20 protein-coding genes are annotated in these 26681 nt (G+C 52.4%); 13 read left to right on the top strand and 7 right to left on the bottom strand.

Translation table 11 applies throughout. The features are described 5' to 3' along the window. Nucleotides 1–14 precede the first annotated feature (14 nt). From GFN93_RS06270 to GFN93_RS06235, 8 genes are all read left to right on the top strand, one after another. Nucleotides 15–974: an alpha/beta hydrolase gene (locus GFN93_RS06270; RefSeq protein WP_035233473.1), complete on the top strand. Its 960-nt coding sequence runs from the start codon at nt 15–17 to the stop codon at nt 972–974. Continuing rightward, the gene (locus GFN93_RS06265) at nt 971–2614 is read left to right on the top strand and encodes a flavin-containing monooxygenase (protein WP_007149384.1); all 1644 of its coding nucleotides are present in this window, start codon (nt 971–973) and stop codon (nt 2612–2614) included. The genes GFN93_RS06270 and GFN93_RS06265 overlap by 4 nt, the downstream gene beginning before the upstream one ends. 334 nt (nt 2615–2948) lie before the next feature. Next, a complete protein-coding gene (locus GFN93_RS06260; RefSeq protein WP_153499834.1) occupies nt 2949–4310 on the top strand; it encodes an OmpP1/FadL family transporter in 1362 nt (453 codons plus the stop codon). Nucleotides 4311–4344: 34 nt separating this feature from the next. Then, complete coding sequence (locus GFN93_RS06255; protein ID WP_153499832.1) at nt 4345–7425, top strand: Ig-like domain-containing protein; 3081 nt, start codon at nt 4345–4347, stop codon at nt 7423–7425. A 269-nt stretch (nt 7426–7694) separates the two neighbouring features. Then, a complete protein-coding gene (locus GFN93_RS06250) occupies nt 7695–8555 on the top strand; it encodes an alpha/beta fold hydrolase (RefSeq protein WP_235901701.1) in 861 nt (286 codons plus the stop codon). Beyond that, on the top strand, nt 8552–10078 hold the full coding sequence (locus GFN93_RS06245; protein ID WP_153499830.1) for a flavin-containing monooxygenase: 1527 nt from the start codon (nt 8552–8554) through the stop codon (nt 10076–10078). The genes GFN93_RS06250 and GFN93_RS06245 overlap by 4 nt, the downstream gene beginning before the upstream one ends. Beyond that, nucleotides 10075–10941 (top strand): SDR family NAD(P)-dependent oxidoreductase, encoded by an 867-nt coding sequence (locus tag GFN93_RS06240; protein ID WP_007150445.1) that lies wholly within the window; start codon nt 10075–10077, stop codon nt 10939–10941. Before GFN93_RS06245 ends, GFN93_RS06240 begins: the two co-directional genes overlap by 4 nt. 41 nt (nt 10942–10982) lie before the next feature. Then, nucleotides 10983–11867, top strand: coding sequence for a metal-dependent hydrolase (locus tag GFN93_RS06235; protein WP_035233479.1), 885 nt, complete (start codon nt 10983–10985; stop codon nt 11865–11867). Between the two features lie 146 nt (nt 11868–12013). On the opposite strand, the gene GFN93_RS06230 is transcribed toward GFN93_RS06235, so the two are convergent. The 7 genes from GFN93_RS06230 to GFN93_RS06200 are packed head-to-tail and all read right to left on the bottom strand — an operon-like array spanning nt 12014 to nt 20519. Further along, nucleotides 12014–13615 carry a GMC family oxidoreductase gene (locus tag GFN93_RS06230; protein ID WP_035233481.1) on the bottom strand — a complete coding sequence of 534 codons (1602 nt, stop codon included), beginning with the start codon at nt 13613–13615 and terminating at the stop codon, nt 12014–12016. Continuing rightward, on the bottom strand, nt 13602–14717 hold the full coding sequence (locus GFN93_RS06225; RefSeq protein WP_035233483.1) for an acyl-CoA dehydrogenase family protein: 1116 nt from the start codon (nt 14715–14717) through the stop codon (nt 13602–13604). The genes GFN93_RS06230 and GFN93_RS06225 overlap by 14 nt, the downstream gene beginning before the upstream one ends. Nucleotides 14718–14725: 8 nt before the next feature. Then, nucleotides 14726–15886 carry an acyl-CoA dehydrogenase family protein gene (locus tag GFN93_RS06220; RefSeq protein ID WP_035233484.1) on the bottom strand — a complete coding sequence of 387 codons (1161 nt, stop codon included), beginning with the start codon at nt 15884–15886 and terminating at the stop codon, nt 14726–14728. Nucleotides 15887–15933: 47 nt separating this feature from the next. After that, on the bottom strand, nt 15934–17484 hold the full coding sequence (locus GFN93_RS06215) for a long-chain-fatty-acid--CoA ligase (protein ID WP_153499828.1): 1551 nt from the start codon (nt 17482–17484) through the stop codon (nt 15934–15936). Nucleotides 17485–17542: 58 nt separating this feature from the next. After that, the gene (locus tag GFN93_RS06210) at nt 17543–18481 is read right to left on the bottom strand and encodes a PaaI family thioesterase (protein WP_153499826.1); all 939 of its coding nucleotides are present in this window, start codon (nt 18479–18481) and stop codon (nt 17543–17545) included. Between the two features lie 2 nt (nt 18482–18483). Continuing rightward, complete coding sequence (locus tag GFN93_RS06205) at nt 18484–19500, bottom strand: BtrH N-terminal domain-containing protein (RefSeq protein WP_153499824.1); 1017 nt, start codon at nt 19498–19500, stop codon at nt 18484–18486. Further along, nucleotides 19500–20519, bottom strand: coding sequence for a metal-dependent hydrolase (locus tag GFN93_RS06200; protein WP_235901700.1), 1020 nt, complete (start codon nt 20517–20519; stop codon nt 19500–19502). The genes GFN93_RS06205 and GFN93_RS06200 overlap by 1 nt, the downstream gene beginning before the upstream one ends. Before the next feature lie 105 nt (nt 20520–20624). Here GFN93_RS06200 and GFN93_RS06195 point away from each other — a divergent pair, with 105 nt between their 5' ends. The 5 genes from GFN93_RS06195 to radC all read left to right on the top strand — a co-directional run bounded on the left by GFN93_RS06195 (nt 20625) and on the right by radC (nt 26649). Then, nucleotides 20625–21170 carry a TetR/AcrR family transcriptional regulator gene (locus GFN93_RS06195; protein WP_035233486.1) on the top strand — a complete coding sequence of 182 codons (546 nt, stop codon included), beginning with the start codon at nt 20625–20627 and terminating at the stop codon, nt 21168–21170. Further along, entirely contained in the window at nt 21167–22291 is a 1125-nt protein-coding gene (locus GFN93_RS06190; protein ID WP_153499822.1) for an efflux RND transporter periplasmic adaptor subunit, read from the top strand. Before GFN93_RS06195 ends, GFN93_RS06190 begins: the two co-directional genes overlap by 4 nt. Before the next feature lie 11 nt (nt 22292–22302). Further along, the gene (locus GFN93_RS06185; protein WP_153499820.1) at nt 22303–25338 is read left to right on the top strand and encodes an efflux RND transporter permease subunit; all 3036 of its coding nucleotides are present in this window, start codon (nt 22303–22305) and stop codon (nt 25336–25338) included. 410 nt (nt 25339–25748) lie between these two features. After that, nucleotides 25749–26081, top strand: coding sequence for a hypothetical protein (locus tag GFN93_RS06180; RefSeq protein ID WP_035233488.1), 333 nt, complete (start codon nt 25749–25751; stop codon nt 26079–26081). A 73-nt stretch (nt 26082–26154) separates the two neighbouring features. Next, nucleotides 26155–26649 carry a RadC family protein gene (radC, locus tag GFN93_RS06175; RefSeq protein WP_035233489.1) on the top strand — a complete coding sequence of 165 codons (495 nt, stop codon included), beginning with the start codon at nt 26155–26157 and terminating at the stop codon, nt 26647–26649. Nucleotides 26650–26681: the final 32 nt, after the last annotated feature.

The raw sequence follows: 26681 nt of genomic DNA, 5'->3' as shown, positions 1-26681 counted from the left end.
GCAAGGAATTCAATATGGCCTCCATTCCTACAACAATTTTGAAGCTACTTTTTCGCGCCGGCATGAAGCGTGATATACGCGACCCGGACAAACTGGTAAGACATCTTCGCAGGGTGATGAACGCGCCTTTGGCCCCCTCTCTGCTGCCACGCGGAGTGCGACTCAAGCGAGGCAAGGTTGCAGGAATAGCTGGCCACTGGCTAGGCACCGCAGACCCACAAATCACCATACTCTACCTGCATGGTGGCGCCTTCATCGGCGGGCGGCTTGATACCTATCACCACTTTTGTGGCCGTTTGGCTCACGCCCTGAATGCGCGGGTCTTTCTTCCGGATTACCGACTAGCCCCTGAGCACCCCTTCCCGGCAGCAACGGATGACGCCTTTAATGTGTATCGTGAACTGATCGCAGACCCTCGCCCTGTGGTCATTGCGGGAGACTCTGCGGGAGGCAACCTGACGTTAGTCACATTGCTGCGTGCCCGTGATCAGCTGCTGAAAATGCCGGCTTGCGCCCTCGCCATTTCGCCGGCATCGGATGCGCGAGGCACCCTGATGTCCAGACAGGCGAATAGCGACAGCGATACCATGCTTTCCCATGGCATGATTGAGGTGGCAACGGATATCTATCTGGCCGGCGCGGACCCCGCTCACCCGTATGCCTCACCAATCACCGCGGATTTCACCGGCTTGCCCCCTCTACTTTTCACTGTCAGTAGCGAAGAGTGTCTGCGCGACGATACCCATGCAGCAGCACAATGCGCGCGAGATGCGGGGGTGCCCGTGCAGGTTCTGGAGCGCGATGATATGCCGCACGTGTGGCCCGTATTCACCTTTTTGCTACCAGAGGCAAAGCAGGACTTCCCTACCATCGTCCGAATTCTGGGAAAGTATCTGACCAGCAATAACGTCGGCAAAGCCCCATCCCAAACGGTCAATGCTAGCGATAGCGCCATAGTTGAGGTTGCATCATGAATATGGCTGCTGTTGCAATCCATAACCCTCGTCCCAGCGTTACTCCTGATCATGAAGTCATTATCATCGGCGCGGGAATTTCTGGAATTGGTGCGGCAATCCAGCTGCGTGCCGATGGCATCAAAGATATCTTGATCCTTGAGCGAAGCAAGGATGTGGGAGGAACCTGGCGCGACAACCGTTATCCGGGAATCGCTGTCGACATTACCTCGTTTACCTATTCATTTTCCTTCGAACAAAACGCAAATTGGTCTCGCGTTTTTGCGCCGGGAAACGAGCTTTACCAGTATACAAGACAGGTAACAAGCAAGTATGGCATCTACCCACTGATTCGCTTTGGTGTCGAAGTCGCTAGCGCCCGTTTTGATCTCGACAGCCATGTCTGGTTGATCGATCTTACGGATGGCAGGCGACTTAGTGCACGCCATATTGTCTCGGCCTGTGGCGGTTTGATATCACCCAAGATGCCAGATATTGAAGGGCTTGATACGTTCCAGGGCAATGTCATTCACACTGCACGCTGGCCAGATGACCTTGATCTTAGTGACAAGCGAGTAGCGGTAATAGGCACTGGCGCCACTGCAGTGCAACTGATTCCGAAAATTGCCCGCCAGGCTCGTCAACTTGACGTCTACCAGCGCACCCCCATCTGGGTGCTGAAGAAGCCGGATCAGACTCTGCCTGGCTGGCTCAAGGTATTGTTCCGAACCGTACCGGGCTTGCAACGCAGCCTTCGCGGCGCTACCGACACCGTCAGCGAAACCCTGATGGTGCTTTCCGCAATATATTACCGGCAGGCCCCTTGGCTGGTTCGCATGTGTGAAAAGGCGGGCATAAACAACCTGCGCGAACAGCTGCCCAACCGCCAGGACCTGTGGCAAGCACTGACACCGAAATACGGCTTCGGGTGCAAAAGGCCAACGTTTTCCAACGACTATTTCCGAACCTTTGCCCGAAACAACGTTGAGCTTGTCACGACCCCGATCAAGCGTATTACGTCCCGCGGCATCACCACCCAGGACGGCCGCTCACGGCGTATCGATACCTTGATCCTCGCCACCGGTTACAAAACCTTCGAGAAAGGAAATATTCCCTCGTTCGACGTCATCGGCAGCAACAACATCAATTTGGGCGATTTCTGGCATGACTACCGTTACCAGGCCTATGAAGGGTTGACCATTCCGGGCTACCCGAACTTTTACATCATGCTCGGTCCCTATGCCCTTATCGGCACCTCTTACTTCAAGATGGTCGAAGGGAATGCCATCCACCTCTCTCGCTGTATTCGCGAAGCCAACCGACGTGGAGCCAGCCAAGTGGAAATACGTCAGTCCGTCCATGACGCGTATTTCCGCAATATCCAGAAACGCCAGCAAAACACCGTGTTCCTTAACCACAACTGCGCGCTGTCGAACAGTTATTACTTCGACCATCATGGTGACGCGCCAATGCTGCGGCCCTCTACCTCTCTGGAAATGCTGTGGCGAGCCAAGCATTTACCGATGGATCACTACCGGTTCAGTGTACTGGCCGGGCACACTCCCAGCAGACACGACGGCGGGAGACAAGCCTGTGAGCCACATCCCCAGCTGCCAGAGAAGGGCATTCCGGCAAAACAAACAGATAACAATTCTCAGTGACTGTGCCAGAGAAAGTGTGGAGCCTGCTTGTACATGTCACGCCAGCAGAGCTCTCCAGATCCAGTTGACCGTGCGCTTTAGCGCTGCCCAGGAGGCGTTACACCACTCGATAACCCATGCCTGGTCAGCAACAGAACACGGCATCTCGTCATAGACGACGACTGGGCGTCACGCATTAATGTGTGACATTACCGGAGCGCCAGAGCACAACGTCATTACAGTCATGGACACAGACAGCTAAGCCTGAGACCAATATTGGTTGTTTAACCAAACAAACAGAAAATCAGAACAACTCACCATCTATAACCAGAACAGCCCCCTTTAGGAGCCTGAAATGTCTGCAAAAAAAACAAAACGGTTACCTCTCCTTTTCTTCACGTGCACTACAGCATTGCTCTCACCCGGCTTGGCCATTGGCGGTGCTGGCGACGGAGCGAGCACTTATGGGCTAGGCCCAATGAATGCCGGCACTGCCTTGGCATTCAGTCCTTTTGCATCCAACAGCTGGTCGGTGTACTACAACCCGGCCGCCATGGCCCGCTCCCCGGAGGGCGAACTGGGAGTCATTGTGCAGTATGGCGACCAGGAATTACGTGCCAAATCACTGGGAGGAACAGACCCTTTGGAGCGAGAGAATGATATCCTCTCTGATACCAGTTCCGAACTACTATTAATTGGCTTGAAAAGCCGCATCGCCGGCATTTCCAGCATCGACAAGCCCATTTACTTTGGGCTGAACGTGGGTGTAGACCAATACTCGTCCAACCTATTGCCCTATCAGGCCAATACCAGCGAGGAAGGGCAGTTTCTACGCTATGAGTCTCAGCCACTTTATCTCGCCTTTGGTGGCGCTATCAGCAACGTCCTGAGGGGCGTTGACGTCGGCGCATCAGCACGTCTTACCCTCCAGGCCAAAGCCAACCTGGAAGCAGTTTCAGACCTTGGCGGCAACACAGACTCTGAAAAACTTTCCCTGGAAGCCTCTCCATCCCTATCACCGGCACTAGGTATCAATATCCGCTCTGGAGAAATGTTCTGCGGTACAAGCGAGTGCATGCCTTTTGGAATGGATAAGATGGAGCTGGCTCTTTTCTGGCGGGGGGAAAGTAGCTATGAGGTATCCGTGGATGCCAATGTGGTTGTGCCGGGAGTTATCCCTGAACCAGGCCTGAGCCTAGCGCTTAGTACAATTGATACCTATCAACCTGAAGTTCTCGGCGCAGCCATTTTGCTTCCCGTTGGCAAATTCGAATTGACGGCAGGCATTGAGCAGCACAATTGGTCTGCGCTTGAAAGCGAGTTTGCCGGCGATACTATTCGCGATCAGGCTAATCTAGCGTTTGACGACATCACCATTCCCCGAATTGGCGTTAGCTATCAGTGGTCAGAGTCAATGAAACTCTTTGCAGGCGCAGCCCTGGAGGACTCACCTTTAAAATCCAGCCGTTCCCAGGACGTTAACTATCTTGACACCGATAAAAAGGTTTTGGGTGTGGGTGCCAGCTACCGTCTGGCCAGCGCACCAATAATTGAAATGCCATTAGAACTCGCCTTCGCTTACCAATATCAAATGCTGGATGAAGCTGATTTTGAATTGACCTCCATCAACTCTCCCACCGATCCAGATTCTTATGAAACGGTAAGGGCTGATGGTGAGATAAACGTATTTTCTGCCTCTCTGTCGCTAAAGTTTTAACAACAGACATGCGATTAATACCAGGAGAAGAGCAATGAATAATAATTCCAGCACAATCCATCAGTTTTTTACTATTCTGGCGATCGCCATAGCAGCCCTTCTGACCGGATGCGGTGGCGACAAGGGCGATGTAAACAATCCCTGGAGCACACCAGAGACACTAATTTTTTCATACCCTTATCCCGGCCAGACAGAAGTGCCAGTTACCGCGCCAGTGATCCTGCGATTTTCCTCTGCACTTGAGCAAGAGGTTATTGATGACATTGACTCACGCCTACAGCTGGCCAGTGATACTGATGGGAATACCGTCATGGTTGACTATCAAGTGGTAGACAATGGCAGAGGCCTGGCCCTGTATCCTCAATCGCAGCTGGCTCCGGCTGAAGGGTACCATCTGGTTGTCAACGATGGTGGCTTAGGAGCCATTGATGACGACTCCGTGAACCGCGTTGGCTTTCGGACTGCAGGCAGTCAAGACGGCGCATCGCAAAGCATGGGAAGCGGCTCTTTCACTCTGCTTTCAGCCACTCCTTTAGACCAACCGTCATTGCTAGAGTCAATTGATGATGCCAGGCGTCCCAACGACATGAGCACCCTCAGGATGTCGTTTAACCAGACGGTTGACCCAGTCAGCACAGCATATGGCGAAACCGGATCGGTTCAACTTCGTGACAACCTGGGCAAGCTGGTTCCCGCCTCCCTCTTCTTGCGGGGCCGTTACCTGACACTAGATCCTGAGCAAGATCTACAACCTGTTGAACACACACTGACGATTGCTGGGCTGCGCGCCCAGACTACCGGTGAACAGTTACCGGTGTACAATCGTACTTTTGTACCGAAAACGACACTTCCCCGTGCTACATCCATTCTCAAAGTTGGCAGCCTTGGAGCTGAGCAACCTGAACTAGCGTCAATTTTAACCGGCAACCCGATCAATCAGGTACCAGTACAATCCTTTGTATTGGGAGATGACTCATTTACCGTATTGAGCGGGAATCTAGCAGCAGATCTGGCTTTTGCTCCCAACTTTCCTGATGCCGTTCCTCTGCGAGTCCCCGCTGGTTCCGTACTGCGAGGCACCGACGTCGACGTCAATATACTGGGCGAAGTACCGTCCGGGCTAGAAACCGGTGAAGTCACCATCACGATACTCAGCGACGCTAATGGGTATCTGATCCCGAATCCATTCAGTGATTCCCCATCGGTCCCCCGCTATGCCCTTCTTAATATGGATGCAGCAATGACAGCTGAGGGTACAGAACCCAATGCGGCTCTCAGCCAGAATCTGCTAAATGTGCAGGTGGCGGGTTTAGCCATTGTAAAAGATGGTGTGCTGGTACTGGATGCGGTCAGTGTGGTTGAACTTGAAGTGCTGGGCTTAGAGAGGGCATCTGGCCTGCTCTCATTTCGCATGGAGGCCTATCAAAACCAGCGCCAAGCGCCTACCCCAAGCCCAGATACACGGCCCTTGCAGCTCCAGTCTTGGGCACCGGGGGAAACGTTCCAACCCAATGCAAGACCTGGTGACCCCGTTATCCTGAACTTCAACAAACCATTAGACCCAGCTTCGGTTTTCATTGACGGTGCTGTACAGGTTTCTGTGGATGGTGTAGTAACGAAGTACCCAATGCGACACGATGGCGCCACGATTGTCATCGGGGGAGATATCCTTCAACACGGAAAAGACGTCCAGCTCGCCCTCACCAGCCTGCTCCGAGATACGCAGGGGAACCCGCTCAACCAGGACCAGACACTCAATATCCGTCTGCCGGACTTCGTGCTTCCCAATGGCAGCACCAATGAGTTACGTGCACCACTTGTCGCGGCTGTTTTTCCCGGTTACCCCTGTGCATTAACCGGTGTCCGTCTTACTGGCGAAAGAGAGACTTGGCGCAATGGCCGATGTGTAGGAGGTAAAAATAGCGACCCGCTCTATCCTGTACCGAATATGTTCAAGGATTTTAGTATTCGAGTCATCTTTAGCCGCAGTATCGACGGCGACACGGTTAATGATCAGACTTTTGTTGTTGAACACTTCGATACCAACAATAACGCATGGGACCCCATCAATGGTCGTCTCAAGGTGCTTGCCCAGCGAATAGAGTTTCTCCCGAACAACCCGTGGCAGATTGGCGAGCTTTATCGCTACACCCTGCACTCCGAGCAAAACTCGCCTGTTTGTGGCACCAATGCCATATGTTCAACCGATGGTGCACCGCTACAAACACGTCAAATCTCTCAGTCCAGTTCCTCAGCCCCAGAGCTTAGAGAAGGAGGTCCAGACCTAACCAATCACTTCGTTGTAACAGGGGAAGAAGACCGGATCACCCGTGTGTCGTTACGCTCTCTGCCGGTTGCGGATGTTAACGCTAATCTTAGTATCGATGACAACGAGCAAGGTGCGGTACCCGATGGTAACGGCGGTGCCATTGCCGATGCCAACTACCTACAGCTTAGGCTAAAAAGCAAATCGGGAGTAATAACCCATGCCAACATTGGCTGTGGTATAGGCGACGATTGCCCGGAAAAGAAATTTTCCTTTGTCGCGTCAGGCGCCTTGCAAGCCGGGGTAAGCCAGTATGAGCCGGATGTCACCATCAACCGACGCCTCATCGACAGCGACCCAATGACATCAAATGAAGTCACCGGCGCCGTCATTGCCAAAGTCTTCCCCACTGTTCTCCCAACGACGAGTGTGTTTCTGGAAGCCCGTGCACTGGGATTAATCACAATACCGTTAGACACCGGCCCCCTGGTGCTTCGCTTGGCATATGAAAACAATCAGCCCATTACTGGCTATATCACCCGAACCCCTGATGGCCCCTGGTTTAGCACCACGTTTGATCTCATGGTGGATGCACCAGAACTGGAACCACGACTAATCATTGAACTTGGGCATGACATCCGCAGTAAAAAAATAACCGGAGTCACCTTGGAAGGGCCGTTACGTTTTGTTGACGATGGTCGCCTGATTCTAAAAGTTCGCAACCCTGACTCTCTCGTCATACCAGCCAACATTGATCTGCTTGGCATAGGTTTGGCCGGTGTCGAATTGGAGGTACCGCCCCTCGGCGTAGACCTTACTTTTACCTTCTTGCCGGTAAAAGATTTTTAATATATTCCCCTTGTGCTAACGCACTTTCATGCCCCCTTTATGGGGGCTTTTTTCTGTCCTCACCGTATGCCACACCGCTGAATGATCATCAATATCGTCAAATAGGACTTTTCTTTGTGTAGAAGAAACGCTAATATTTGGTTGTTTGGCCAAATAAATAAATGCCTATAATGATGCATCCTCACGACAGCCTCGCAAGCCTTGCCTATAGCGATTCAAAGCACTCACCGGAATCTGGCAGGGATATACAGTTCCCGGGAAACGGCGGGTTGGTTCTTAGTGCAACCCAGTTCGGGGACCCGAAGTCACCGCAGGTGCTTTTGCTGCATGGCGGCGGACAGACCCGTCATGCCTGGGCGCACACGGCAACAGCTCTGGCCAGATCCGGGTACTGCGCTACCTGCATTGATGCCCGCGGTCATGGTCAAAGCCAGTGGTGCCCTGAAGGGGATTACAGCGGCACCGCGCTGGTATCAGACCTCCGCGCCATCATCCAATCACTTCCCACATCACCTTATATCGTGGGAGCGTCAATGGGCGGACTGACGGCCATGCTTACCCTTGGGGAGGAGCCCCCCTTGCCCTGTCGAGGTCTGGTACTGGTGGATGTGGCCCCACGGCTTGAGACCAAAGGCGTTCGCCGGGTGATTGAGTTCATGCGCCGCCACCCTGACGGTTTCGACTCTCTGGATCAGGTTCAGGATGCCGTGGCTGCCTATAACCCAACACGAAAAGCACAATCAAGCTCACAGGGCTTGCGAAAAAACCTCCGCCAGGACGCTAATGGCCGTCTCCATTGGCACTGGGATCCTGCGTTTCTTGATCATGCGGTAATCCCTGAAGCAAATGAAGGCATGTTCGGCCGAGCGCGACTCAATCTTGCAGCAAGCAAACTCAAATTACCGATATTACTCATCCGCGGCCATCACAGTGATGTACTCAGCGAAGCAGGAGCCCAGGAATTATTAGCCCTCGTGCCACATGCCAAGTACCGAGTAATCCATCAAGCAGGTCATATGGTAGCGGGTGACCGCAACAGTATTTTTACCGGAGCAGTGCTGGACTTTCTTCAGCACCTTGACCCGCAAGGAAATCACATACGCTCCACCGATCGGAGACTTACACCATGAAACATAAACACCTCGACGTGCTGATCATTGGCGCGGGCCTTTCCGGCGTCGGTGCGGCTTGTCACCTAAGCCGCAAGTGCCCAGATCTACGCTATGGCATCCTTGAGCGACGCAAGCGCGTTGGTGGCACCTGGGATTTATTTCGCTATCCCGGCATCCGTTCGGACTCCGATATGTTCACACTCGGCTATAACTTTCGGCCTTGGACAGACACCAAGATGCTTGCCGATGGCCCCTCTATTCGCAATTACATCGAAGAAACCGCTGAGCATCATCAGGTCCACAAGAAAATTCATTTTGGCCTGAAAGTCACTGCCGAGGACTGGAGCAGCGAATTCAATCGCTGGACGGTTACCGCGTTGAACGAGGAAACCGGTGAAGAAGAAGTTTTCACCGCTGGGTTTGTCCTCAACTGTACCGGTTATTATAACTATGACGCCGGCTACACACCGAAAATTCCTGGAATCAATCGCTTTGGCGGCGAGGTAATTCACCCGCAGCACTGGCCAGCTGACTACGACTATACGGGTAAGCGAGTTGTCGTGATCGGCAGCGGCGCCACCGCCGTAACACTGGTGCCCGCGATGACCGACCGCGCTGCGCATGTCACCATGTTACAGCGCTCCCCTACTTATGTTGCCTCCGTCCCTGAGCAAGATCTCATCTCGAAAAACCTGCGCCGAGTACTGCCAGAAATGCTTGTTTACCGCATGGCGCGCACACGCAATATCCTGCTGCAGAGAACCGTATTTAACCTATCGATTCGTAAGCCCAAAGCGATCCGCAGATTACTGCTGGCCGCTGCTCGCAAACAACTGGGGCCGGATATCGACATGAAGCATTTTCAACCTCACTACAACCCATGGGAGGAACGAATGTGCGCAGTTCCCAAGGGGGATCTGTTCAAGGTGCTTCGTGAAGGCAAGGCTTCCGTGGTGACGGATCATATAAAAAATGTCACCAAAACCGGTATAAAACTGGAATCTGGGGATTGGATACCTGCCGATATTATCGTCACAGCTACCGGTCTGGATTTGCAAATGTTGGGCGGCGCAGAGCTACGTGTTGATGGTAAGCACGTCAATCTCTCAAACACCATGATGTACAAAGGCTTAATGCTGGAAAAAGTGCCTAATATGGCACTGGTCTTTGGCTATACCAACGCGTCCTGGACCCTCAAGGCAGATATTGCCTCCGAATTTGTTTGTCGGCTTCTCAAGCATATGCGCAAGACAGGCGCAGAAAAGGTGACCCCTATCGACGAGGAAGGGTGTGGCTCTGATGTCAACTTTCTCAACCTTCGCTCTGGCTACATTCAACGTGCTGATGACCGCCTGCCACGCCAAGGCAACAAAGATCCTTGGCAAAACCTCAACGATTATCTTCACGACCTGCCGGCGCTTCGTTATGGAAAAATGAATGATGGCCACCTTAAATTCGAAACGACAAACCTACATAAAACGAAACGCAATCTCGTCCAAAAACTTCTGAGCAACACACTCAATATAGAGGCGCAACGATGAAATCATTTTCAGGAAAAGTCGCGGCGATCACTGGCGCCGGGTCGGGCATCGGGCAAGCCACGGCGATTGCTCTAGCAAAAGAAGGCTGCCACTTAGCGATCTCTGATATCAGCGAAGAAAGCCTAGAGAAGACGGTCGAATTACTGGCAGGCTACGCCGTCAACATCAGCACTCATGTTGTTGATGTCAGCAACAAAAATGCGGTTTATCAATACGCGGAAGATACCGTCTCAACACACGGAAAAGTAAATCTCATCATGAACAATGCCGGTGTGGGACTGGGTGAGACCGTCGAGAACATGAGCTATGAAAACTTTGAATGGCTGATGAATATCAATTTCTGGGGTGTCGTATACGGTACAAAGGCATTTCTTCCCCATCTCCAGAAAATAGGTGAAGGCCATATCGTCAACATCTCCAGCGTTTTCGGCATTATCGGTGTTCCAACCCAGTCAGCCTACAACGCCGCAAAATTTGCTGTTCGCGGATTTACAGAATCATTACGTGAAGAGCTGGATATCGCGGGCGGCCTTGTCAGCGCGACTTGCGTTCATCCAGGTGGAGTAAAGACCAACATCGCGCGTAATAGTCGCATGGGAGACATGGGCAGCATGAACATGGGCGACAAAGAAGAGATTGCCAGCATGTTCGAAAAAATTGCCATGACCACACCCGAAGCTGCCGCTAGAACCATCCTGAAAGGCGTGCGAAAAAACCGGCGAAGAGTTTTGGTAGGCGGTGACGCGGTCATGCTGGACACCACACAGAGACTGATACCCACAGGCTACCAACGCTTGCTTGAAATTATGTTTAAAAAACAGCAAAGCAGCAAAAATAAAAAAACGCACCAGGGCATGGCCTGACATTTTTCTCTTTAACTATCACATTATTGATTGGAGGCGATATGCGCTCGTCTAATACGGTAAAAAGCATTAAGAAACTCAGCGGCGCGCTGGTGGGCATTCCACCGCGTCATATCAATTTTCAATTTCCAGATTCCATTCCAAAGTATTTTTATGCTGGAAATGCCACAGCAACGACTTTCTTTGCCATGCTCTCCGGGTTTTTCCCACCTGGTGAACGCTATTTCATGGAGTCTGTTAGACACTTTCGTGGTCAGGTTAAGGACGAATCTCTACGGGCGGCCATATCGGGCTTCATGGGACAGGAGGCCATTCACGGACGAGAGCATGACAGGCTGAACCAGATTCTCGCCGAGTACGGCTATGACATGCAGTCGCCAGATCGGTTTGTCAAAATTGGCTTGGCCATACTAGAGAAGTTGCCGCCGAGCACTCGGCTAGCCGCCACCACGTTTATGGAGCACTTTACTGCGCTTCTCGCCGAGCAGCTGCTTGAAGACGAGAATTTTGTACGCCAGGCAGACCCTGAAATGCTCAAAATATGGCAGTGGCATGCGCTCGAAGAGCTGGAACACAAATCTGTTGCCTACGACGTATATGAGCTTATTGGTAACAGCCGTACAGAGCGCGTGGCTGCAGCCCTCGCCTCGATGGTCGTCTTGCTGCCGATGCTGGGCATCACCTGGAGCTGGATGCTTGTCAAAGACGGCCAGCTCGGCAACATCAGCGATAATGTTAAAGGTCTGAATATTTTGCTAGGTCGTAACGGGTTTATATCGCAAATCCTTTCGCGCCTTCCTGAGTTCATTCAGCCGGATTTCCACCCAGATCAACATGACACCAAAGGGCTGGAAAAACTGTGGCGTGAGAAGTTGTTCGCTGAAGGTGGCCAACTGCATGAGCTGTATAGCAATCCGGCGGCATAATAATGCTCAAGGGGGTTTAGGGAACCTCTGAATAGTTGACGACTCTGTCACCACCGTTTGCTAAAAGACACACAAAAAAATGCCGGAATTGCTTCCATGCAACTCCGGCATTACACCTTTTATCATAGCTTTTCTCTAGCCGATCTTTATTGCGCATCCTCTAGAATGAATTGTGCCGCTCGCTCGCCAATCATCATACATGGCGCGTTCGTATTACCACTGATCAACAATGGCATGACCGAGGCATCCGCGACACGCAACCCCTTCACACCGTTTACCCGCAGACGGACATCCACCACCGCTTTTTCATCACTACCCATTCGGCAAGTGCCGACGGGATGGTAGATTGTTTCAGCGCGCTGGCGAATATCCGCATCAATCTGGTCATCACTCTCCACGCTGGAAGCCGGTTCGTCATCACCGCCAAAAGCAGAGCTGAAAGAATGACTGTGAAACACTTTTCTGGCTAGTTTCACGCCTTCACGGAGCACAAGAATATCGTCAGGATGAGAAAGATAGTTTGGGTCTATCAAAGGCGCAGTAAATGGATCGCTATTGGCCAATCGAATCTGTCCTCGACTCTTAGGCCTGAGTTGGCACACATGAATCGTACAACCAAACCCTGGCGTCAACTGACGTCCATGATCTCGAAGATAAGCCGGTAAAAAGTGTAGCTGAGCATCCGGACGATCCGGCTCGCTGAGCAGGCTGACAAAAGCCCCTGCTTCCGCCGCGTTACTGGCAAGAAAGCCGCGCCGATGACGAAAATACTGGTAGAAGGCACTAATCAGCCGAGGTATAAAAAACGGTGACATGCCGATTGATTGACGGCTTTTGTCCCTGATCATGACGGTCATATCAAGGTGATCTTGAAGGTTCTCCCCAACTTCCGGCGAGTCTTGCAAACAGGTGATGCCGATTTTCGATAGGTGCTCTCGCTCTCCAATACCCGACAACATCAGCAACTGAGGGGTATTGATCGCCCCACCGGACAGGATGACTTCTTTGTTCGTACCAATGACCGATTGAGCACCATCACTATCACAAATTTCGACGCCAATCGCCCTGCCGCAATCCAGTAACACCTTGGTTACCTGCACATCCGTCATGATGTGCAGGTTATCGCGGCCACGTGCAGGATCCAGGAAAGCACGCGCGGCACTCCATCGGCGCCCTTCTTTTTGTGTTACCTGAAACCGGCCAAAGCCTTTCTGTTCCGGCCCGTTAAAATCATCGTTTCGGGTATAACCCAGCTCTTCACCGGACTTAATAAACAGCGGGGTTAACGGGTTAACATCCCTGACTCGGGTAACATTCAGTGGCCCACCCACACCATGCCAATTGTCAGCGGAGTATTGTTCATTGTTTTCATGTGCATTGAATACCGGCTGCACATCTTTCCACGCCCACCCTGTTGCGCCTTGCGCTGCCCAGTCATCATAGTCTTGTTGTTGGCCTCGAATGTAGACCATGGCATTGATTGAGCTGCTGCCCCCCAGTGTTTTTCCTCGCGGCCAGTAGAGGCGTCTTTTATTAAGGTGACTCTGTGGCGCGGTGTCGTAGCCCCAGTTTCGCTTTCCTTGTTTAATTAGACCGATGAGACCAAACGGAATATTAATAAAACCGCTATTATCGTGGGGGCCGGCCTCAATAAGACAAACGGAATACTTGCCGCACTCGCTTAACCGGTTGGCAAGAACACAGCCCGAAGAGCCCGCCCCCACGACGATAAAATCAAACGACTTCATTTTGGTTCTCCCCCGCCTGAATAAACCGTGACATGTGGTGCTCTCGGTCGCCATGACTCAATGACGCATGTGTCACCAGACGGAAGTAATGGCCAATGTTCAGCTCTTCCGTAACACCAACGCCACCATGGATCTGGATACCTTGCTGAGTGATACCAACGGCCTGGTTTGCGTAGTAAGCCTTTGCCGCCGCTGTCGCGCGCCCGCGCTCACAGACGTTTGCGCTCTCTCCTTTTACTGACACCATCAAGAGCATGGATTCCAGCTGCTGGAGATCAATAAACGCATCAACAAGGTAGTGCTGGATTACCTGAAAACTGCCAATCGTTGTACCAAACTGTTTACGCGTTCGAGCGTATTCCAGAGTGGCCTGATACACCTCTCGGCAGGCGCCGTACATACGTGCGCAGTCCAATGCGCACAGATAATCGAACCAGGCAGAAACCGCCTGCTTTGCCGCATCACCACGACACAAAACCATTTCGTCTGTGATGAGCACATCATCAAGCGTCAAACTGGCAGCACGGCTTCCATCGAGCAGTCGATATCTTTCAACGCCACAGGCGTCGAAAGGTAGCGCGACAATGACCAACTCATCACCAGACATAGCGGAGACGAGCACGGTGTCTGCAACGCCACCATCAGACACAACGTGCTTCTGCCCGGAAAGTCGTTCTCCGTTTAGCCTCAAGGAAGGGTTCAGCACGTGATAACCGGCATGCCGGTCATAAAGGCCGCAAGCCACACGTGCCTCACCAGCAATAATGCGATCAAGCAACGCCAAGGATGTTGGCGTATTGGCGCACTCCAATAACTTGCCGGGGGAAACAATTAAATCGACAAAAGGGTCAAGACAAAGCGCGGCTCCTAACTCCTGAACAATGGCGCACACGTCAAGCAATGAGCCGCCATACCCTCCAACAGATTCAGCAAACGGAAGGCCAAACCAACCCAAATCATTCATGGCCTGCCAGCGATTCGCTTCAAGGTGATTACTCTCATTCAACTGTGCAATGTAGGTGTCAAATGAATAGTTATCTTTAAGATAACGGCGCGCGGTATCCGCAATCATGGTGGTATTTTCGGGTAACTTGAAATCCATTTTTCACCTCACAATCCGAGCAACATCTTCGCCAACACGTTTTTCTGGATCTCGTTAGATCCACCATAGATGGTGCACGCACGCAGGAAGTTATAGCGGCGACTGGCCTGATTAAAAATTTGCTCCCCAATGGGCTCCTCGTTATCCCATGGCAAAGACATCAAACCTCCGATTTCCACCATCGCCTGGGAAACCCTTTGCTGTAGTTCCGTGCCTTTGATTTTCAGTCCTGACGATTCTGGGCCGAACGGCTTGCCTTCATCTGTGGCAGCAACGGTGCGAAAGTTGGTGTATTCCAGCGCCATAAGATCGACTTCCAATCCAGCCAACCGACGCACCGCCAACTGCTTATCTGTTTCCGTTGGTAGCGCATCGATAGCACTTTTAAGGCGATTGATTTCGTAGTGAATATCCGCCACACCGGCAATGGTGGTGCGTTCGTGGGTAAGAAGAAACTTGGCAATGGTCCACCCCATTCCTTCTTGACCCACCAAATTTTCCACAGGCACTTTCACGTCGGTAAAATAGACTTCGTTAAGGTGATGATGCCCATCAATTGAATAAATCGGCCGTACTTCAAGCCCGGGGGTTTTCATATCGATCAGCAGGAATGAAATGCCCTGCTGCTGTTTCACGGTGCTATCCGTTCGCACCAAGCAAAACATCATGTCCGCCCAATGGGCCTGTGTCGTCCAGATTTTTTGACCATTAACCAAATAATGGTCGCCATTACGCGTGGCTCGCGTTTTTAACGAGGCCAGATCTGAGCCCGCATTGGGCTCAGAATAACCCTGGCACCATAGCGTTTCGCCACGCTGAATGCCGGGCAACCACCGTTCCTTCTGTGCTTCAGAACCGAAGGTATATAGCACCGGCCCAACCATAGCCACACCAAAAGGGCTTGTTGGCGGTGCCCCTGCCGAGGCGCGCTCCTGATCGAAAATATACCGCTGGGTTGCGCTCCACCCCGGGCCTCCAAATTGTTCTGGCCAAGTAGACGTGAGCCAACCTTGACTGCCCAGCAAACGCTCCCATCGTTGCTGCATATTCTTATCTAACATCGCTCCTCGGGCAGTACAGCGCCGAATATCATCAGGCACATTTTCCTTCATCCACTGCCGGATACTCTTACGAAATTCTTTTTCTTCATTACTGAAATCCAGATTCATGGAAGCCTCCAAGCCAATAAATTTCGCAATACAAGGTTATCGATTACTCAATTAACCTGTTTACCGTTGTTCTCCCAAAAGGGGGCTCGCAGTTCGTTTTTCAGCACCTTGCCTGCCCCACTCACCGGCAACGACTCGGCCTTAAACTCAACGCTACGAGGCACTTTGTAACCTGCAATTCTTTCACGGCAATGTTCGATAATCTCTGCCTCATTAGCGCGCTCTCCTTCACGCAGCACCACGATTGCATGCACAGCTTCACCCCAGCGCTCATCAGGAATACCGATTACCGCGCACTCCTGTACCGCAGGATGGCCATAAATGGCACCCTCAACTTCAACAGAAAAAATATTTTCTCCACCGCTAATTACCATGTCCTTGGCTCGATCAACGATGAAGACAAAGCCATCCTCGTCCATGTAGCCAAGGTCGCCGGTATGTAGCCAACCATTGCGCAAGGTATCAGCGGTTGTTGATTCCATTCCCCAGTAACCCAACATGACGTTTGGTCCCCGCGCACATATTTCGCCAACCGTACCTTGAGATACCACCTGATCATTTTCATCAAGCACCAACACCTCCACACCCAGTGCTGCGCGACCGGCGCTACGTAATTTTTCTCCGCCGGGAATGTGATGTTCTGGCCCGAGTGAGGTAATGATTGGGGAGGCTTCGGTCTGACCATAGCCCTGAGCAAATGACACTGTCGGCATTTGTTCCATAGCACTAATCAATACCGCCTCTGGCATTGGCGAGGCGCCATACAGCATGCGTTTTATGCTGCTGACATCGTAATTGGCGATGCGACCAGATGAGGCTAGAAGATTGACCATGGTCGGCACCAGCAGGGTGTTCGTGACTTTCTCCTGCTCAATGAAAGCCAGCACTTCATCAACATCAAAGCGAGGAACAATGCCATGTGTCCCCGCAGCCAGTGTCACGGCGAACGTGCTGGCCATATCAGCCAAGTGGAACATGGGCCCGGCATGCATATATATGGTGTCACTGTCATAGCCCATCTCGGCAACCACGTTCAGGGCATTGAATACCAGGTTGTCATGACTCAGCATCACGCCTTTTGACCGCCCAGTGGTACCACCGGTATAAAACAGCCCCGCCAGATCGTCACCGCCAGCATTGGCGTCACGGATTCGATCGGCGTTGGCGACAAGGGATTCATAATCAATACACCCTTGTGGACACTCACCCTCGCCCATGAAGACAACATGCTTGATAGACTCAAGCTGTGGCTGTAGGGATGGCAGCAATGCTGCAAAGGTGTCATCAACGAAAAGCACTTTAGAACCTGAGTCATTCAAGGTATAGGCGATTTCAGGTGGTGCGAGCCGAATATTGACGGGATTCACTGCCGCACCGGCCCACGGCACTGCATAGAAATACTCCAGGTAGCGATCGCTGTTTAACGCCAGTATGGCAACCCTGTCACCCGCATTGACGCCCAGACTTAGCAACCCGTTAGCAAGGCATGCGATACGGTCTTCAAACTCTCGCCAAGTTTGCCGCCGGCCAGCAAAAACGGTAGCCGTACCTTGGCCGTTTAATTGAACCGCACGGCGCAAAGTCTGTGAAATATACATAACAGAACTCCTCTATTGAGGCAGAAAAGGAAGGGGGGAGGGTTGTTTATAGATTGGACTAGCTGGAAGTGAAGGCTCTCTTATAAATGAAGCGACCTCGGGAAACCTGGGCGCCATCAAGAAACACATCCACAACAACCACAAGGAAGCGCTTTCCTTCACGAATAATGCTCGGCTTCGCTACCAACGTACCCGCAAAGGCCGGACGCAAATAATCCAGAGTCATACTGGAACATACTGGCTTATTTTGTTCAGTCTGATTTGCTGTTAAGTGCGCGCCCGCAACAAGCTCCGCGAAGCTTGCGATAATACCGCCATGAAAAGTCTTGATCAGAGGGTTGCCAATGTGCTGCTCGCGAAACGGCATTTTATAGGTTGCTTCGCCGTTATCGTCCGAGGCCGTCATACCAAGAAATTTTTCGTATGGTGATGCTTCGACAACCACAGTAGAGAGAGCGGTTACCCTTTCTGTTTCGAAGCTGATGATTCCTTCATCATCGATTGTGTTTTTCTTGGAGGCGGCTCTCTTATTGCTAGCATTCACAGATTGATCAAAGGACGGGCCTGCGGTTCCTATCGCAAAACTGCCTGATACCGACGCCAGCAAATTGCCGCCATCACGCCCAAATGCCTCTCCACGGACATAGGCAATATTTTCTTCAACTGCAAAACAGGTGACATTACATGCCACCCCTTCGCCAGCCTCGGGTTTAGCGATGAAATCAACGCGCAAGTCAATTGTCGCAATTGGGCGCATGTCGCCGAGGCGCACAAAAATCGCCAAACCACATGCCGTATCAAGCAAGGTAGCGATGGCGCCTTGATGAACCGCACCCTGTTGATCACAAACCTCTGCCACACAGGGCATACTCATTACGGCGCCATCGTTAGTAATGTCATCCATTGCAATACCAAAAGCATTAAACAACGGATGTCCAGAACCAAAAAAAGCCTTTGCAGCAAGCAGTTCTCTCGGGAGTGATTTTTCAGCTGTCATAGTTAGGAACTTTTATATAACAATGTTAAAGCGGCATCCGCATATCGGGTTTCTGCAGCACGTACAGATTCAATGGCGTCCGTTATTGCTTCTTCAGGGAATGTTTCACTTTCGGATCCCTTTCGCAGACAATCAGCCAGAGCGGACCATGCCGCAGCACTCGTGCGCATCAACTCGACCAAGCCTGCCTCATGTATTTCAGGAACAATTTCACTCGCCTCATCGAGAAATTCTGAATACATCACTCTAAAACCGCCGCCCCCCGTTCCACGCTTCTCGATCACTTGATAGGCAAAACGGAGCAACCATTGCCATTTATCCACTGCCTTCCAGCGAGGAAGTTCCTGGATCCAAGTTGTTAGCGCTTGAATACCGTGATTCCTGCTTCCTTGCAGGAGATTATCTGCATTCCTCACAATCGCACTGCGCACTTTCTCGGCAGACACCTGAACCGAAACACTTTCGGGTGCGAACAATGAACCATGATGGATAAAGGGTGGCGACAAGGAGAATCTGGCTTCAACCAGCTTGTCACGAGGCACCTCTAAAAGCCCTGGGCGCTCGGTATCGCTAACAAGCATCGTCTCGCCCTTCTCGGCTCGCTGCCAGGCGACGATGGCGTGACCGGGGAAATGTGTACTGCTCTTGAAATAAGGAAGGTAAAAAATATCAGTTAAGAGAAGCGCAGGCCGCCCCGCATCAAGATGGGCATCCAGCGCATCGGCGGCAGCACATTTATCTTGCCAAGTTTCCCAGCGAAACGGCACGCCCAGTGTAGAGAACACCGTTTCCTCAAATCCCATTGAACGGACATGGACAATAAACGGGGTGTCCGTGCCTGGTATTTCTACATAAGTAATACCAAGCCCGGCACCCAGCCCGAAGCAGAAAGCTTCCGTCAAATTAAGCCCATGAAACTCCAGCAGGTCTCTGATAGCTGAACTGCCACAGTGACGCCCAGGCCGATGTGTATGAGGAACATCGACGGTACTGGGGATATCCTGCTTGCCTCCATGCATCAGGCTGCCTCACTCACTGGAGCCGGACCGTAAATGGTTTCCGACGCCCGCATCGGATCTCCATGAGTCTCATACTCCGCCAACCACGCGGCAACCTTCTCTGGCATACCGGTATCCCAAGGGTGGAACCCAGGGCGGAACCAAGCGAGGAAATCAGGCAGCATGCCTGTGAGAATACCTTTTCGCCCATAAAGCTTGTTCAGGCCCCGCAGAATCACGCCAGGCTGGCGCGTTACGCCATCAAGCTTGAGCATATTCCAAAATACTGGAGCCACGACAAGGTGAACCATCAGGGTCGCAACCACCAACGCAGACGCGCGCGTCAAGTAGCCTCCACCTGCTGCGCCCTGATAAAGATCATAGGCCACGGCCTTGTGCTCTACTTCTTCGACCCCGTGCCACAGAAATAGCGCTCTCATGACGGGGTCAGCCTCGCTAAACATCTCGCTCTTCTCGCTGACCATGGTTTCGCCCAAGGTTGCCGTAAAGTGCTCAAACGCCGCCGTCATGGCGAGCTGATACTTCTTCGGCAGGTACTTTTGTGTGGTGCGAATAAACGTCCTTAGATTCGCAGTGACCTTATCCACATCCACGCCCTGGCTGGCCATCACATCGTTGAAACGATCATGGACAATCCCGTGCTGACCTTCCTGGCGAATAAAGTGTCGAATATCCTCGCTCAGCTGATCATCTGTCACTTGATCCTTGAAGTTACGCACTGACTGGATAAAGAAGCGCTCTCCCTCTGGGAAATGCACTGAGAGGGCATCAAAGAAGCGGGTCAGCACGGGATCACCGCCATTCCAATGCCTTGGCACTGATGAGACATCAAAGGCGACTTTGCGCGGCTGAATAGGGATAGATTTCATGGCTCCTCCAAATAGACAGGGCTCTTCAGGATGGTCAAGCCGCAAAAAAAGCGGCACTTTCGAATATCTTATTTGGTCATACAACCAAATGTCAATGCCAGAGGAATAATTCAAACCACCAACAGCATATGAACGAACCCGGGCGATCATCCAACCCCTTACAACACAGCCATCCACACCAAGATCAAATAACTGGCTACTTTACCGTCTAGTTGGTACATTAAGTAGACCATGTAGTTCGTACTAGGAACCGCCATGAACACCGCCTCTACTCGTGACATGATCTTGGATGCTGCTCAGCGCATAGCCGTAGAGCACGGATCCGGGCGCATTACCCTTGACAAAGTTGCCCGTGAAAGCGGCTTCAGCAAAGGCGGACTTCTCTACCACTTTGCCACTAAAGAAGCTCTACTCCAGGCAATGCTCGAACGCCTAATCGCCCGCACCAGAACAGTTCGCGAGACGCATGAGCAAACGTTGTCGGGCCAGCCCTGGAGCGTCCTGCGCGCCATGCTTGCAGCACGGATGGATCCTGATGTGCTCGACCCCAGGGTCACCATGGCCATACTGACCTCCGCCGCTGAGCAGCCGGCCCTGCTCGACCCGCTGCGTCAATACATTCAGCAAACCCGCAAACGTATCCTCGAAGAAGAACGGGAATCTCCCACAGCATGGCTGCTGTGGGCAGCCGCCGACGGCCTGTTGTTCCAGGAATTACTTAATATCTCACCGGTACCCAGCGACCAGCGCAGTCAGGTTTACCAACAACTGCAACGACTGGCCAAGGACCTGCTCAAATGAGACAACATCCAGCATCCTTTTCCGGCATGCATTCACACGCCAAAAGCGTGTCACCAATACCGCTACGCAATGACTGCATTACTCTTGCTATCTTGCTCTACGCTACCCTGTTGCTGTCATCCTGTGGCGGCAATGACAAAGCAGCAATGGAGCCCCGTGCGGTCCGCCTCTACCAAGTCAGCAGTAATAATAACTTTCAAGCAGCTCGCCACTTCGTCGGTCGCGTCGACGCAGTCAACACAGTGGACCTGTCTTTTCAGGTGAGTGGCCGCATCATCGATATGCCGGTCCATCAGGGCAAGTTTGTTGCTAAGGGGACACTAATCGCTGCGCTTGATTCATCTGATTATCAACTCGCGGTGCGCGAAGCTGAACTGCAACTCGAACAGGCCTCCCGCGATCTTGAGAGAACCCGTACCTTGTTAGAGCGCGGCACACTGCCGCAAGCAAACTTCGATCAGGCCGAAACCGCACACAAACTGCGCAAAGTTGCTCTTGTTACAGCACAACGAAACCTTGCCTACACACGCATCCTCGCGCCGTTCGATGCACTGGTAACACGACGACTGGTCGATCCGTTCACCAACGTACCCGCTGGCGCACAAATCGTGCGAGTACAAAACGTGGAGGAATTCCGTGTGCACATCAACGTCCCGGAAAACTTGATGGCGACTCTTGAATCACCGGGACGACTGATGGCCGAGGCAATTTTCGGTAACGACTCGGAGCATCCGTTGCCGCTCAAATATCACGAACATGAAACCGAGCCGAATTCCGTAGCACAATCCTATCGCGTCACCTTCAGCTTGGCGCGCCAGCACGGAAAGACAATTCTACCGGGCATGACCGTCACGGTGCGTGTAAGTGAAGCCAGCAACCGCCCGGATGCCATGATTGACATTCCCCAGTCCGCACTTGACAGCGATGCCGAAGGCAATTTTCGTGTGTGGGTTTACCAACCGAAAAAATCTGTAGTGACTGCACAGCCGGTCAAGGTACATGGCGTCACCAAGCAGGGCCACGCTCTGGTCGCCGGTCTCTCAGGTAACGAACAGGTTGTTAGTGCTGGCGTGCAGCTATTGCACGATAACATGCCCGTCACCCCATTCAACGGATTCTGAGAGGGCGCCTCATGGATATCGCACGCGCCTCCATCAAGCGCCCTGTCAACAGTTGGCTGATTATACTTGCATGCCTGCTCGGCGGCTTGTGGGGAATGAACAATATTGGCCGCCTCGAAGACCCTGCCTTCACCATCAAGATGGCGCTGGTGGTCACGCCCTACCCTGGCGCCACCGCAGTAGAAGTAGAAAAGGAAATCACCGAGCCGCTGGAATCCGCCATCCAGCAATTACCACAGCTGAAACGACTGACCTCGCGCTCGCGCCCCGGTGAGTCTATTATCAAGGTCGAGATAAAGAACCAGTATGACGGCGACACAATGCCGCAAGTTTGGGATGAACTGCGACGCAAGGTCGGTGACGCACAAAGCTTCCTGCCAATTGGGGCTTTAAATTCCACTGTCCATGATGACTATGGCGATGTGTTCGGAATTTTCTTTGCGGTCGTCGCACCAGACCTAACTGATTCCGAGGTACGCGAGCTCTCGCGCTTCCTACGCCGCGAGTTATTGAATGTGCCAAATGTGTCGAAAGTCACCACCGCAGGCGAGCCGTCAGAAGTCATTTATGTGGATATCTCCCAAGAAAGCCTGGTCAGCCTCGGCATTCCGCTGGAAGTAGTGCTCAACGCTCTACAATCGGAAAACCGCATGCAATCCGGCGGTTCTTTTAAAATCGATGGACGCCGCATTCGCATTAGCGGCGAACCCGGTTTTGATTCAGTCGCAGCCATTGAGGCGTTACGCATCGGTCGACCCGGTTCCACGGAGCAATTCAGCCTGAGCGATGTGGCGTCCGTATACCGCGCTACCGACGATATCCCCAGGGAACTTATCAATTATGATGGCGAAAGGGCGTTCACCCTCGCTATCGCCGGCCTGCAAAATGCCAACATTGTCGAGGTAGGGCACGCGGTCAACGAGCACCTTGATAAAATTCGCCACCATATTCCGTTAGGTGTGCATATTAAGCCGATTTACCAGCAGCACCTTGTGGTTGACAAAGCGATTGATGACTTCCTTGCCAGTCTTGCATTGTCAGTGGCTATTGTAATCTGTGTCCTTTGTCTGGCCATGGGCTGGCGCGTCGGAGTTGCCGTCGGCAGCACCCTTTTACTTACCGTGCTTGGCACAGTGTTTTTTATGGCAATTTTTGCCATCGAAATGGAGCGCATTTCTCTCGGCGCCTTGATTATCGCCATGGGGATGCTAGTTGATAATGCCATCGTCATTGCCGAAGGTATGCTAATCGGTATCCAGCGCGGCAAAAGTGCCGAGAATGCCGCAAGCGAAGCCTGTCGTCGCACCCAAATCCCGCTGCTTGGCGCCACTGTTATCGGCATCATGGCATTTTCCGGGATCGGCCTGTCGCAAGACGTGACCGGCGAATTCCTGTTCTCGCTGTTCGCAGTTATTTCCATTTCACTGTTGTTAAGTTGGCTGCTGGCGATCACTGTTACGCCACTTATGGGCCACTATTTGTTTGATGGCCACCAGTATGAAGAAGGCGAAGATCCCTACGCGCATGCAAGCTACGGCAAGTACCGCATGATCCTTCTGCTTGCACTAAAAAACCGAGGCATCACCGTTACCGCACTAGTTATGATTACCGTAATTTCGATAGTCGGCTTCGGTTTTGTTCGACATGCTTTCTTCCCGCCATCGAACATGCCAATGTTCTACCTTAATGTGTGGCTACGTCAGGGTGCCGATATACAAGAAACCGCGCGGCAGATAAGCGAAATAGAAAGTCTGATTCTCGCTCACGATGAAGTAGAAGCAGTCACCACCTTTGTTGGCCAGGGCGCCAGCCGCTTCATGCTGACTTATGAACCGGAGCTACCAAATCCATCCTATGGTCAGCTGATCGTGCGCGTAACTAATCGTCAGTTGATTAACGGCCTGATTGATGAATTAAGAGTAGTTCTAGCAAACCAATATCCGTCCCTCGAGGTGTACCCACAAACGATGATGTTCGGCCCTGGTGGCGGGGCCAAGATTGAGGCACGCTTTAAGGGCAACGATCCTGCTGTGCTTCGTCAACTTGGTGAGCAAGCACAACAAATTTTCCAAGAGAGTAATGTTGTGCAAGATATCAGAATCGATTGGCGTACGCGGGAGGTTGTCGTGGTACCGCATTTCGATGAAGAACGAGCACGTATCGCCGGCGTTGGCCGTGCAGAAGTGAAAACGTCATCACTATTTGCCACTACCGGTATCCAAGCCGGCACCTACCGCGAATATGACTCGCAAATACCAATTGTGGTACGTCCTCCCAGCGAGGAACGTGGCAGCGTCAGCAAACTCGGCAACCGTGTTATGTGGAGCAGCGCCGAACAGACCTACGTTCCTGTTAGCCAGGTGCTAAGCGGACTAGAAATTGCCACCGAAGAATCCCTTATTCATCGGCGCAACCGTATACGCGCGCTCAAAGTTCAGGCCGAACCGATTGGCGACCTGACTGCCGACCAAGCATTGCGACAATTACATAACGCGGTGGAAACGCTACCGCTGCCAAAAGGTTATGCTCTGGAATGGGGCGGCGAATATGAGAAAGCCAGCGAAGCGCAAGCGTCCCTGGCGAAACAGGTACCGCTGGGGATCCTTGTGATGCTGGTAATTTCAGTATTATTGTTCGGAAAGGTCCGTCAGCCGCTGATAATCTGGCTGATCGTACCAATGTCGATCTGTGGCGTGAGCATCGGCCTGTTACTAACTGGTCAGCCATTCACTTTCATGGCAATGCTCGGCTTCCTCAGCCTTTCCGGAATGCTGATGAAAAATGCCATCGTGTTAATTGACGAAGTCGACGCACAGGTCAAGGACGGTAAGCTAATGAGAGATGCACTAGTCGATGGCAGCGTCAGCCGCCTGCGCCCCGTGATCCTCGCGGCCTTCACCACCATTCTCGGCATGATACCTCTGATGTGGGACGCCTTCTTTTCGAGCATGGCGATTACTATCATGGGGGGGCTTGCCTTCGCCACTCTGCTTACCATGGTGGCAATACCTGTGCTTTATTCACTTTTCTTCCGCGTGCGGTTCTAGGCGGGCTCTTGAAAACTCCGCACACTAACATAGCTTAGCATGAGCCCTCGCACTCTTCTTGGATTATATGATCCAGCCGATAGTGCATGCATCTATCCAAACAACATTTATCACAACTTCTCTTGCGACATAGAGCGCACTTCCATTTGGGCGAACATTACCCCCAACTGAATAGCGAATTTTGCTATTCATATTCTCGTCTTTCACGATCGCAATTCAACACATGTGATTTACAAAAGTCTACGGACTACAGGCAGCACAAAGAGACATAAAACTCTGACAACCTATCAAAGCGCCTCTATCTCCTTGGCTTTCACATAAACAGCTCTAATCTAATTATTTTCAAACACATATCACCTCCATGAAGCCGGGAAGGAATGTCCTTCCTGACCCCATCTCATGGAGGTTTCATGATCATTCAATGTCCGTCCTGCCGCTCCATCCGAATCGTCGCCCTGCAAAATGGCCGCAAGGTTGGCGGGACTGTTGGCACGGCTGCCGGCGCTGCCAGTGGGTTTGCCATGGCGACCAGTGGTGCTCGGGTTGGCGCTACTGTCGGCTTGGCGTTTGGCCCTGCCGGGTCCGCCATCGGCGGTATCGCAGGTGCCGTGCTCGGCGGTCTAGCTGGTGGCGTTGCCGGAGGTGAAGCCGGTGCCGCGCTGGGAGCCAAGCTCGACGAGACCTATCTCGACAACCTGGAATGCCTGGACTGCGGACACAGCTTCCGCCTCGATTCTGAGTAACCCCCTCTTCCCTTTGCCCACCACTCCGAAGCCCGCCTTGTGCGGGCTTCTTTATGCCCCTTTGGAGGCCTGAATGGATATTCCCACTTTCGTAAAGAACGAGCAGGGCCTGTACCACGTACAGGGCTGCGTTAAACCCGAGGAGATCGTCAGTACGGCGGCCACCATCCTGCTGGATGAGCTTACCGACCGGGAGGCCCTGACCGCGCCTACCGATGTCGCCCAGTTCCTGCAACTGGCTCTGGCACAGGAGAAAAACGAAGTCTTCTCGGCCATCTTCCTCAACAACAAGCACAAGGTGCTCAGTTTCGAGACCTTGTTCAACGGCACCATTGATAGCTCCGCTGTTTACCCCCGCGTGGTAGTGCAACGCGCTCTGGACTGCAATGCCGCAGCCATCATCTTCGCCCATAACCACCCTTCCGGTTGCAGTGAGCCCTCCACTGCCGACCGGCAAATCACCAAACGCCTCAAGGACGCCCTCGCACTGATCGATGTGCGGGTGTTGGACCACTTTGTGGTGTCCCGTTCCAGCTACGTGAGCCTCGCCGAGCGCGGCTGGCTCTAACCCTGCCCTTTGGGCATTCCCTCTTTAACAGG

Source organism: Alcanivorax sediminis, from assembly GCF_009601165.1.
Lineage (GTDB): Bacteria > Pseudomonadota > Gammaproteobacteria > Pseudomonadales > Alcanivoracaceae > Alcanivorax > Alcanivorax sediminis.
The sequence above is the reverse complement of the archived record's forward strand: the minus strand, read 5'-3'. Positions and strand labels throughout refer to the sequence as shown.

Coding starts and splice junctions, on each gene's coding strand:
- GFN93_RS06195 (WP_035233486.1), top strand. CDS start 20,625: ATGAACACCGCCTCTACTCGTGACATGATCTTGGATGCTGCTCAGCGC.
- GFN93_RS06210 (WP_153499826.1), bottom strand. CDS start 18,481: ATGACAGCTGAAAAATCACTCCCGAGAGAACTGCTTGCTGCAAAGGCT.
- GFN93_RS06270 (WP_035233473.1), top strand. CDS start 15: ATGGCCTCCATTCCTACAACAATTTTGAAGCTACTTTTTCGCGCCGGC.
- GFN93_RS06215 (WP_153499828.1), bottom strand. CDS start 17,484: ATGTATATTTCACAGACTTTGCGCCGTGCGGTTCAATTAAACGGCCAA.
- GFN93_RS06255 (WP_153499832.1), top strand. CDS start 4,345: ATGAATAATAATTCCAGCACAATCCATCAGTTTTTTACTATTCTGGCG.
- GFN93_RS06240 (WP_007150445.1), top strand. CDS start 10,075: ATGAAATCATTTTCAGGAAAAGTCGCGGCGATCACTGGCGCCGGGTCG.
- GFN93_RS06220 (WP_035233484.1), bottom strand. CDS start 15,886: ATGAATCTGGATTTCAGTAATGAAGAAAAAGAATTTCGTAAGAGTATC.
- GFN93_RS06205 (WP_153499824.1), bottom strand. CDS start 19,500: ATGCATGGAGGCAAGCAGGATATCCCCAGTACCGTCGATGTTCCTCAT.
- GFN93_RS06230 (WP_035233481.1), bottom strand. CDS start 13,615: ATGAAGTCGTTTGATTTTATCGTCGTGGGGGCGGGCTCTTCGGGCTGT.
- GFN93_RS06180 (WP_035233488.1), top strand. CDS start 25,749: ATGATCATTCAATGTCCGTCCTGCCGCTCCATCCGAATCGTCGCCCTG.
- GFN93_RS06225 (WP_035233483.1), bottom strand. CDS start 14,717: ATGGATTTCAAGTTACCCGAAAATACCACCATGATTGCGGATACCGCG.
- radC (WP_035233489.1), top strand. CDS start 26,155: ATGGATATTCCCACTTTCGTAAAGAACGAGCAGGGCCTGTACCACGTA.
- GFN93_RS06185 (WP_153499820.1), top strand. CDS start 22,303: ATGGATATCGCACGCGCCTCCATCAAGCGCCCTGTCAACAGTTGGCTG.
- GFN93_RS06200 (WP_235901700.1), bottom strand. CDS start 20,519: ATGATCGCCCGGGTTCGTTCATATGCTGTTGGTGGTTTGAATTATTCC.
- GFN93_RS06245 (WP_153499830.1), top strand. CDS start 8,552: ATGAAACATAAACACCTCGACGTGCTGATCATTGGCGCGGGCCTTTCC.
- GFN93_RS06265 (WP_007149384.1), top strand. CDS start 971: ATGAATATGGCTGCTGTTGCAATCCATAACCCTCGTCCCAGCGTTACT.
- GFN93_RS06260 (WP_153499834.1), top strand. CDS start 2,949: ATGTCTGCAAAAAAAACAAAACGGTTACCTCTCCTTTTCTTCACGTGC.
- GFN93_RS06235 (WP_035233479.1), top strand. CDS start 10,983: ATGCGCTCGTCTAATACGGTAAAAAGCATTAAGAAACTCAGCGGCGCG.
- GFN93_RS06190 (WP_153499822.1), top strand. CDS start 21,167: ATGAGACAACATCCAGCATCCTTTTCCGGCATGCATTCACACGCCAAA.